The 8657-nt window shown below is 63.4% G+C and carries 6 protein-coding genes; all 6 read left to right on the forward strand.

Translation table 11 applies throughout. The annotated features are described in order from the left end of the window. The first annotated feature begins 34 nt into the window (after positions 1-34). The 6 genes from secD to VGH98_15875 all read left to right on the forward strand — a co-directional run bounded on the left by secD (position 35) and on the right by VGH98_15875 (position 7494). A complete protein-coding gene (gene secD / locus VGH98_15850) occupies positions 35-1726 on the forward strand; it encodes a protein translocase subunit SecD (GenBank protein ID HEY2377452.1) in 1692 nt (563 codons plus the stop codon). Between the two features lie 9 nt (positions 1727-1735). Continuing rightward, positions 1736-2737 (forward strand): protein translocase subunit SecF, encoded by a 1002-nt coding sequence (gene secF / locus VGH98_15855; GenBank protein HEY2377453.1) that lies wholly within the window; start codon positions 1736-1738, stop codon positions 2735-2737. Between the two features lie 65 nt (positions 2738-2802). Next, entirely contained in the window at positions 2803-3597 is a 795-nt protein-coding gene (locus VGH98_15860) for a TatD family hydrolase (GenBank protein HEY2377454.1), read from the forward strand. A gap of 585 nt (positions 3598-4182) precedes the next feature. Beyond that, entirely contained in the window at positions 4183-5109 is a 927-nt protein-coding gene (locus VGH98_15865; protein ID HEY2377455.1) for a sigma factor-like helix-turn-helix DNA-binding protein, read from the forward strand. 638 nt (positions 5110-5747) lie between these two features. Further along, positions 5748-6458 (forward strand): hypothetical protein, encoded by a 711-nt coding sequence (locus tag VGH98_15870; protein ID HEY2377456.1) that lies wholly within the window; start codon positions 5748-5750, stop codon positions 6456-6458. A 649-nt stretch (positions 6459-7107) separates the two neighbouring features. Further along, on the forward strand, positions 7108-7494 hold the full coding sequence (locus tag VGH98_15875) for a reverse transcriptase domain-containing protein (GenBank protein HEY2377457.1): 387 nt from the start codon (positions 7108-7110) through the stop codon (positions 7492-7494). The last annotated feature ends 1163 nt before the right edge of the window (positions 7495-8657 follow it).

Here is an 8657-nt window from a genome sequence, read left to right on the forward strand (position 1 = left end):
TGCGCGAAATCCTATCCTTCCTACCGGCAGTGCCATGTCCAATCTGAAGTACCGCATCGGGCTCATCGTCGCGCTTTGTATCGTTTCGATCTGGGCACTCTTCCCTCGTGACGTCAAAGTTCGCCAGTTCGGCGCCGACGGTGTTCCGCGCGACGTCGTTCAGCGCCTCGTGCCCTTGCGGAAGGGTCTGGACCTGCAGGGGGGAACCTACCTTGCCCTCGAGGTCGACGAGTCGAAGCAGGCGATTCCGGCAGACAAGATTCCAGATGCGATCGACCGTGCCCTGAAAACCGTCCGCAACCGCATCGAAGGCATCGGCGTGTCCGAGTCCGTCGTGCAGAAGCAGGGCAACGATCGGATCGTCGTTCAGATTCCTGGTATTCAGGATCCCGAGCGTGCAAAGGCGATCGTCCAGCAGCAGGCGTTCCTCGAGTTTCGCATTACGGACAAGACACAGGCACTCGAGCGCGTGCTGCCGCGATTGGATCAGGTCATTCGCGACAAGGGACTCGCTACGACCACGGCGGCGAAGGGTACTGTAGCGGCGCCGACTCAGCCCGCGACCTCGAAGGGACTTCAGGGACTTCTCACGTCGACGGACACGGCCAAGAACGCCGCGAAGAAGGACAGTGCGAAGTCGGATACGTCGGTCGCAGCACTGCCGACGGGCGGGCCCTTCTCGAGCCTCATTCAGCAGAGCCCGAGCCAGATGCCTGGTGAGTATCTCGTCGACGCGGACAACGCAGCAAAGGTCGAAGGCTATCTCGGGTTGCCCGAGATCAAGGCCGCGATGCCTCCAGGCAAGGAGATGCTGCCGAGCAACGACTCGACGTCGCTGCAGGGCAAGACGTACAAGCTCTTTTACGTCGTCGACGCCAAGCCGATCATCACCGGCGAGGCCCTCACCGATGCGCGGCCAAATACGTCGCCGCTCGAGGGAACGATCGTCCAGTTCACGCTCGACAATCTCGGCGGTCGTCGTTTCAAGACGGAAACCGGGCGTCACGTGCACGATTACATGGCCATCGTCCTCGACCACCGCGTGATGGGTCGGCCGCCGATCATCCAGGGTGCGATCGGTACGAGCGGACAGATCACGATGGGGCAGGGACGTGACATCCGTGACGCGCAGGATCTCGCGCTCGTGCTCCGTGCCGGCGCGTTGCCCGTTCCGCTGCGTGTTGCGGAAGTTCATAACATCGGCCCCACGCTTGGACAGGACTCGATCAACAAAGGCTTCCGCGCCGGTGCCATCGCAATCGGGCTCGTCGTGTTGATCCTGCTCTTCTACTACCGCTTTTCCGGAGCCCTCGCGGTTGCCGGACTCGCGCTCTACGTGCTCTATACACTCGCCATACTCGCCGGCTTCGACGCCGTGCTCACCCTCCCTGGTCTCGCGGGCTTTGTCCTGTCGATCGGTATCGCCGTCGACGCGAACGTGCTCATCTTCGAGCGAATACGAGAAGAGCTGGATCGCGGCAAAACGGTGCGAACGGCGATCGACGAAGGATTCCGCCACGCACGGCCGGCGATCATCGACTCGAACGTGTCGACGATCCTGACCGCTGCGGTGCTGTATCAGTACGGCACCGGCCCGGTCAAAGGCTTTGCCGTCACGCTGATCGCCGGTATTGCTGCTTCTCTGTTCACGGCGATCTTCGTCGTACGCACTTTCTACATCATCTGGCTGAACCGCTCGCGCGGCGCCCAGACGCTCAGCATCTGAGGGCTGCTCATGCTACGCATTCTTCACGACACGAAGTACGACTTCATCCGCTACTGGAAGCAGGCGGCGGTCATCACCATCGCCTGGATCGTCGTCGGTCTCGGCTTCCTCGCTTTCCACGGGCTGAACCGCAGCATCGAGTTCACGGGCGGCACGCTCGTGCAGCTGCAGTTTCATCAGCCGCCGCAAATCGACGACATTCGGGCGATTGTCGATCAGGCCGGATTCCCGAATTCAGAGATCACGAAATTCGGCTCCGACACGGACTACACGGTGCGTGCCCAGCAGCATGGCGGCGGTACTGCGGCGTCCTCCGGTGCTTCGAGTGACACCACCGCGACGATCATCGAGGCGGCGCTCACGAAACGTTACGCCTCGAACGTCCGTTTCATTCGCAGCGAGTTCGTCGGGCCTCGCGTCGGTGCCGAGCTGAGTCGCAACGCCGCGATCGCCGTGCTCATCTCGTTCCTCGTCACGTTGATTTACCTCGCGGTGCGATTCGAGTGGCGGTTCGGTCTCGCCGCCGTCATCGCGACGGCGCACGACGTCCTCACCACGTTCGCCTTCATGGCGATGTTGCGTCTCGAGATATCGCTCACCGTCGTCGCCGCGATTCTCACCGTCATCGGGTACTCGCTCAACGACACGATCATCATCTTCGACCGCGTCCGTGAGAACTTGCGAAAGCAACGCAAGGAGTCGTTGCGCGATGTGCTCAACCGCTCCATCAACGAAACGCTGCCGCGGTCGGTCTTGACGCACGCCACGACCCTTGCGGCAACGCTCGCGCTGCTCTTCTTCGCCGGTGAAGTGATCCGGCCATTCGCCTGGATCATGGCATTCGGAATCTTCACCGGAACGTTCAGCTCCATTTACGTTGCCGGTGCGCTCCTTCTCTGGATCGAGCGCAAGTGGCCGCGTCCGACGGGTGCCGAAGGGAAGGGCGCTGCGCGTGCCGTGGCCGAAGACCGCCGCCGTTCGCGGACGGAGAGCGCCGTCGCCAGCCGCTGAGCGTGATCGACGATCGATCGTATTGAACAGGGGAACCGCCGTCTCGACGGCGGTTCTTTCTTTTGATGCATGACTTCATCGACAGCCACGCGCATCTCGCCGATCCCGCCTTCGACGCGGATCGCGACGAGGTCATCTATCGGGCGCGCGCTGCCGGAGCTCGCGCCATCGTCTGTATCGGTGAATCCCTTGCCGCTGCCGCGCGTGCACAAACGATAGCCGAGGCGCATCGCGGCTTTGTGCATTGGACGGCCGGCATTCACCCACACGACGCCGCGTCGTTCGCTCCCGGGCGCGACATCGAGCCTCTCGAGACACTCCTTCACTCCGGAGCACGTGCCGTTGGTGAGTGTGGGCTCGACTACCACTATGACAACTCTCCGCGTGAGGCACAGCGCGAGGCGTTCGTCGCGCAGCTCGACATCGCCAACCGCCTGAAGCTTCCCGTCGTCGTGCACACGCGTGACGCCGAAGACGACACGCGCGCACTCGTGGTCGCTGCCGGCCGACGCGGCGTCGTCGGCGTGCTGCACTGCTACACAGGATCGCGCGCGCTCGCGACTGATGCTGTCGACGCCGGCTGGTACGTCTCATTCAGCGGCATCGTGACTTTCAAGAACTGGACGGACGACGAGCTGCTGAGAGTGATCCCCGATGACAGACTGCTGGCCGAGTCCGATTCACCGTATCTCGCGCCGGTTCCGTATCGCGGTAAGCGCAACGAGCCTGCTTGGGTGAGTCTCACGGTCGCGCGTCTCGCCGCCGCTCGGAACACCACGCCGGACGTACTCGGCGCCCTCGTCGCCGAGAACGCGCGACGCCTCTTCGCTCTCGATGTTTCGTCGGGACAGGGCGCCTAGAGCGTGTTGCCTCCGCGTTTGCCTGCCAACCCATCGGGTCCCCTTGAGTGCAACCCCGCGTGACCGTGTCGCAGGACCCGTAGCGCCCGCAGCACCGAACAGAAAATCGTTAGGGCTTTCCCCGCAGGACCCGAGCGCCGAGAGGCGCGATCGCTGCCGTGTGAGACGCTCCCCGTGACCTTCGGTCAACTGATGCGGCCCTGCTCCGAGCGATTGGAGACGCAAGTCGCTACGGGCATCGGCGGGACTGTGTGGGCGCCGTGGGAGAGGACAGAGCCGTGTAGCCGCTGACCGGCGAGCCATCGCCGGCCGGTACCGTGTATCGCGGGCCCCGATCCGCGCTACCGCCAGCTGGGCTGCACCCCTGCGACAACGCACGCTCAGCGATCAAGACCAGACAACCAGAGCGGGTGTACCGCGTCGCGTTCCCCTTGCCTAACGGGAACGGCGTCGCCCCACGCGCTCGGAGGCGTGCTCCCGCACCCGCGGACCGAGCTGCGCCCCTCTGTGTCACGTTCCGGCAGCACATCGCGCAGCCTAACGACTGATCAGCTGGGGAAAAATATGACCGCATACGAGACGCGGGTGTCTCCGGCCTTCCGCAGTGTGGAAGGCGGGGCCGACTCGCATGAGGATCCGAATCCGCCCAAGCCGGCGGGACCGGTGCAAGCGTTGCTCAACGAGGTCCAGCTCGCGGCATGCTGGGCTGGCATCGTCGCCAACCTCGACGCTGCCTGCCGCATGGCAGCGCGATTCGTTTCGACGCAGAGCGTTGAAGACATCGTTCATACCGCCGCCGTGCTGTTCGTGGAAGACGCGCAGCGGTCGACGAACCCGGAGCCGTTTCCGCCGAACAAGGACCGATTTCGGCGCAAGTTCCTCAGAACGGTTCGCGATCATGCCATCGACTGCATCCGCGACAGCACGTCGCCCGCGTGCCCTGTGCATTCCCATTGGGGCATCGATCCGGAGCCCGACGTCCGTGGCCGCCACCTCGCCGACCGCGAGCTCGACACCCTGTTCGCGCGGAACGACCGCGGCACGTACGACGCGCCCGTGCCTACCGTCCGTCGCGCCAAGGACGACCTCGATGGCCTCCACTACATCCTTCGCTCGCACATGGAGGACCTGTCGCAAACCGAGCGGGAGATAGTCGACGAAGCCTACTTTCAAGAGCTTTCACGGGAGGAAATCGCCGCGCGCCGCGGCATCAGTCTGAATACCTACGACAACCATAGAAAGGCCGCATGCCGCAAGCTGCGCGACTCGATGATGGCGGTAGTCGACTTCTGCGCTGACATAGATCTCCCGGACTGGTACGATCGCCTCAAGGAGATGAACAAGCGGTGCGGGGCCAGACAACGGCGACGTGCGTCCCGCAAGAAAGAGAACCGGTCCAACTCTGGAGGCGACCGTTCCAACTTCGAAGAGAACCCGTCCAACTCTCGAGGCGCCCCCGAGAAAAACGGACGCGCCCCTGACCTATCGGTAGCAGTCACTACCAAATCGTGAGGCGCCCGCGACTAAACGGTAGGCGACGCAAGCATTGTTCGAGGCGACCCGCGCAAAGTCGGAGGCGACGCGCGCTCCGCACGAGTGAACCGCGGCTAAGTGTGACGACACCCGCGGTCGTGCATGACACGACCGCGGCAATGCAGGACACGACCGCGACCAAACACGACGCGACCGCGACCAATCACGACACGACCGCCGCTACTCATCGCACGCCCGCGGCTAGTCATGACACGCCCGCGGCTAGTCATGACACGACCGCGGCTAGTCATGACACGACCGCGACAAAGTCGGCAGTCGTCCGGAATAAAGTGGCAGGCGACCGCCGCCTCTCACGAGGGAACCGTGGCTTCGCACGACACGACCGCGACTCCTCATGACACGACCGCGGTTTCACGCGGCACGACCGCCGCTCATCACGAGTGGACCGCCACGTTCACTGGCCGCGTGGCAGCTTGTGCGCAGACCATATAGCTACTTTTTCGCTTTTCGCGTTCTCCTTAGTGCAGGGGCACGTCAACGCGTTCGACGCCGGCGGTGAAGTGCGCCGAGTCTTCGTCTCGCGCGCAACGAAGGCGGGAGTAAACACTCAACGACAGGCGTCACACTTGGTTCACACCCCCCGGGAGGGGGACATTATGAAAGTGCAACAGATTCGGAAGTTCGACATGCTGCGGCGCGTCCAGCAGTTCCTGGACGAGTTCGCGGCGAAGCTGTTCGCTGCGACTGCGGCGGCGACTCGGCAGGCGCTCGACCAACTCGTGGAGGACATGCGGGTGAACGAGGCCGAACAGGCGAGCAACACGCTGAACGCCAAGGGCCAGACGGCGGCCAAGGCCGCGTTGCGCGACAAGCTGGTGAAGGACCACATGCGGCCGGTGGCGCTGATGGCGGCCGCGCATCTGCGCGACGTCCCGGAGTTCAAGGCGCTGCAGGTGCCCAAGTTGAGTGTGAAGGTCGCGCTGCTCGTGCAGGACGCGAACGCCATGGCCGAGGCAGCAAAGCCGTATCAGCAGGTGTTCGTGGAGAACGGCCGTCCCGAGACGTTCGTCGACGACATGGTGGCGGCGGCGACGGCGGTGCGAGCGTCGATCGATGCACGCAGTAAGAGCATCGCGACGAAAGCGGCAGCACGGGACGGACTCAAAGCCACCGCAACGCAAGCGCACTCGGTTTTGCGATTCCTGGATGCTCAGGTGAAGAGTGCGGCCGCGGGTAACGCGAAAATCTTGGCAGCGTGGAACTCGGCCAAACGGATCGGGAGGGGGAAGGTAGTGCCGATCGAAGCAACGATTCCCGCTTCGACGACGCCACCGACTCCGACGCCGACTGAAGCGAAGGCGGCGTAGCAGCAAGGGAAGCCCCGGGTGATGAACCCGGGGCTTCTTTCACTGATTGTGTGCCCAGCATGAACATCGACTAGGAGGTGGAAGTCCTCCGGGGAGTTGGTCACAACGACCCGAGAGAACCGCAAGGCGAGGATCGTGAGTGAATCGCTGAAAGCAGCGGGAATCGAGACCTGCGGGGCGACGCACAGAAATCGGATAAGAGGCGATGCGACTGAGGGCAAGCGGGCCAATGACCGCGAAGCTCTCGCGACCAAGGAGCCGTATCGTAGATCTGACGCTCGTGCAGGGACAGCCGATGAGTCTTACCTGGGGAGATCTCGCCTCGCGTCCGAAAGGATGACGCGGAGGTAGGCAACTCAGCGGAGCGAGAAGTCAGCAGCGGCCAGAGTAGCGGAGGGCTTCGGGTACGTTGAGACCGCCCCGACGCGAAGGGCCTAACGGTGAGGAGAGCGAGTCGACCGTGCATCTCGACAAGGCCACGCACCGCCGTCGAACGACCAGTTCGAGCTGCCACTGGAGAATCGGGTGAAGCCCCGAGACCAGAGTGGAGCGGTGAAGCCACGGCGGCGAGGCAGGGAACCGCGCGCTCAGGACTCGAGACCCTGATGGAGCGTGTCGTCGAGGGAGGGGATCTGCGGCGCTGCAGGTCCTGCAACCGATGATCGATCCCAGTTTCTCTGAGTCCAGCTATGGCTTTCGGCCGGGGCGGCGCGCCCATGACGCGGTGGGTCAGGCGCAACGCGACGTGCAGAGTGGTCGGCGCTGGGTCGTGGATGTGGACTTGGCGCAGTTCTTCGACCGAGTCAATCACGACATGCTCTTGGGGTTGCTGGCAAACCGGATCGTCGACGCTCGGATGTTACGACTCATTCGCCACTATCTGGAAGCCGGAGTAATGGTAACTGGCGTAGTGGTGGAGCGGCACGAAGGGACGCCGCAAGGCGGGCCGCTCTCGCCGTTGTTGGCGAAACGTGTTGCTCGATGTGGTGGATCGGGCGTTGGAGCGCCGCGGACATTGCTTTGCACGTTATGCTGATGACTGCAACGTGTACGTGCGGTCGAAGCGGGCGGCGGAGCGCGTGATGGAGGGCTTGGTCGGCCTCTACGCGAAGCTCAAGCTCCAGGTCAATCCGTCGAAGAGTGCGGTGGCGCGCGTGTGGGATCGGGCTTTCCTGGCTACAGCTTTTGGGTGGCGCCAGGCAAGATCGTGAAACGCCGCGTCGCACCGAAGGCCCTGGAGAAGCTGAAGGAGCGGGTCCGGGAGCTTACGTCGCAGGTGGTGAGGCGGCTGCGGAGCTACCTGGTCGGGTGGAAGTCATACTTCCGACTGGCCGACACGCCGGGGGTGCTTAGAGACGTGGACAAATGGCTTCACCGTCGTTTGCGAATGCTCATCCTCAAACAGAACAAGCGGGGCACGACGCTGTACCGGACGCTACGCGCGCGGGGACTTTCCGATCGCTTGGCTCGGGCAGCGGCGGCGCACTGCGGACGCTGGTGGGCGATGGCCACGCATGGCGCTCTGAAAACGGCCTTTCCGACGCAGTACTTTCTGTCACTCGGAGTACCGCGTCTTGGCCCTCATAACCTCAACTCACCGAACCGCCGGATGCGGACCCGCATGTCCGGTGGTGTGGGAGGGGAGCAGGAGAGTTACTCTCTCCTACTCCCTATCCCGATCCATCCGAGCGCATCGAGCGAGCCGCCAAGTGCTTCGAGATGACGAGCGACCTGGTCGGTCTCTGAGCCTAACGAGTACCGATCGGAAACGAGCTGGATGCGGCGCGAACAGAGCAGGACACGTCTGGAGTTGAAGTCGCAGCGTCTGGAGTTCAGGTCGCAGCCTCTGGAGTTGAGCTCGCAGCCTCTGGAGTTGAGGTCGCAGCCCCTGGAGGTTGGCTGGCCTCGTCTGGAACTCAGCTCGACGCGTCGAGAGTTGAGCTGGTTGGCCACGGAGTCGAGTTGTCGTCGGCGCGACTTGACCTGGTCGCGTCTGGAGTGCACGTCCCGCTGCGTGGAGCTCTCGTTGATGAGGAGTAAGTCAGTGGTCTCAGCGCCGTGTCAGCGGTTCTATGAGAGCGATTGTCAAGGGCGGACTTCGTCCGTGCGGATTGCGTGGGCGTTTTTTCCCGTGCAATCAGCCCTGATGGTTGCTTGGCGGACGAGATCGTCCGCTGCGATTGAGCTCGCAGTGCACTC

Source organism: Gemmatimonadaceae bacterium (assembly GCA_036496605.1).
Classification (GTDB): Bacteria; Gemmatimonadota; Gemmatimonadetes; order Gemmatimonadales; family Gemmatimonadaceae; genus AG2.

Coding starts and splice junctions, on each gene's coding strand:
- VGH98_15860 (HEY2377454.1), top strand. CDS start 2,803: ATGCATGACTTCATCGACAGCCACGCGCATCTCGCCGATCCCGCCTTC.
- VGH98_15870 (HEY2377456.1), top strand. CDS start 5,748: ATGAAAGTGCAACAGATTCGGAAGTTCGACATGCTGCGGCGCGTCCAG.
- secF (HEY2377453.1), top strand. CDS start 1,736: ATGCTACGCATTCTTCACGACACGAAGTACGACTTCATCCGCTACTGG.
- secD (HEY2377452.1), top strand. CDS start 35: ATGTCCAATCTGAAGTACCGCATCGGGCTCATCGTCGCGCTTTGTATC.